The sequence below is a fragment of the Dellaglioa sp. CoH-57-MRSF-16 genome (genome assembly GCF_056782055.1).
Genome location: NZ_JBXAXZ010000016.1, coordinates 1 through 1,430 on the forward strand (window position 1 = coordinate 1; position 1,430 = coordinate 1,430).

Below are 1,430 nucleotides of genomic sequence, written 5' to 3' on the forward strand. Positions count from 1 at the left end.
TGAAGTGAACCCCCTGAGTTGGAGAAATCTAACTCAGGGGGTTTTACTATGTTCACAGTTGAAATAAAGAAAAAAGTTCTAAAAGAATATTTGAAAGGTAAACCAGCCGGTTTACTAATGAAGAAGTATGGAATCAAGGGATCTGCAACTATTTATCAATGGTTGGATCATTTTAAAATGTTTGGGATTCAAGGCTTAGAAAATAATTTAGGGAAGACATTTTATGATTATTCCTATAAAATGAAGGTCATTCACTGGCGATTAAAACATAGGGCTTCTTTTCCGGTTACAGCACGTCATTTTAAAATTAAGAATCCTGTCGTGATTTGGGACTGGGAAAAGAAACTGGTACAAGGTCGCTTAAAAACTTCAAAAGGAAAACTGCCTAAAATGACTAAATCAAAAAATCCAAAAACTTCAAAACAATTACAAGAAGAAAATGACTTTCTAAGGGCACGGGTAGCGTACTTGGAAAAATTGGACGCCTTAATACAGAAAAAACAAAGATTAAAAACCAAGAAAAAGCCCAGATAATCACTGAGTTAAGGTGTGAATTACAGATTAAGTTGGCAACCGTATTAAAAGCTGGACTGATGTCCAGCAGTAGCTACCATGATGCTTGTAAACGAGAGTACCAACAAGATTCAAAAGAACTGATTGAAACGATTAAAACAATTTGTGAAGGGCATTCTGATTATGGGTATCGTCCCGTAACAAGTGAGTTACGTAACATAGGCATTAAAATCAATCACAAAACCGTGTTGAGAATAATGCGAGAAAACAAACTCCTATGTCACGCTTACGAACGAAAAACGAAAAGATATAATTCATATAAAGGAACTGTTGGTAAAATAGCTTCCAATCTTTTAAACCGACGTTTTAAGACTGATAGATCCTATCAAAAAATAGTAACTGATGTCACTGAACTACGATGGGGAAATAAAAGTACAAATGAAAGAGCTTATTTTACGGCATATATTGATTTATTTAATAGTGAAGTCCTTCAATGGTCAATTAGCCTCCACCCAACGGTGGAGTTTGTGACAGAACCACTAAAACGGTTAATCAATAAACGTTCAAATCTCAGTTATCGAATGACAGTTCACTCTGATCAAGGATTTCAATATCAGAACAGCCGTTATACAGAGATTATCAAATCAGCAAAAATTTTTCAAAGTATGAGTCGCAAAGCGACTTGTTTAGATAATGCATGTGCTGAAAGCTTCTTTCATATTTTAAAAGTTGGGACAGTTCATAATCACGATTATGCGACATACGAAGCTTTAAAAGTAGCCATAAAAAATTATATTGATTATTACAATCATAAAAGAATTAAAATAAAACTGGCCGGTATGTCTCCGATTGAATATCGAAAACATACCGACCAGATGATCGCTTAATATTTACTCCAACTTTTGGGGTTCACTTCA

The 1,430-nt window shown here is 34.5% G+C and carries 2 protein-coding genes; both read left to right on the plus strand.

The window, feature by feature from the left end:
* Window positions 1–48 precede the first annotated feature (48 nt).
* A complete protein-coding gene (locus AC1RPH_RS07580) occupies window positions 49–534 on the plus strand; it encodes a helix-turn-helix domain-containing protein (protein ID WP_481761995.1) in 486 nt (161 codons plus the stop codon).
* Window positions 535–560: 26 nt separating this feature from the next.
* Window positions 561–1,400: an IS3 family transposase gene (locus AC1RPH_RS07585; RefSeq protein WP_481761996.1), complete on the plus strand. Its 840-nt coding sequence runs from the start codon at window positions 561–563 to the stop codon at window positions 1,398–1,400.
* Window positions 1,401–1,430 lie beyond the last annotated feature (30 nt).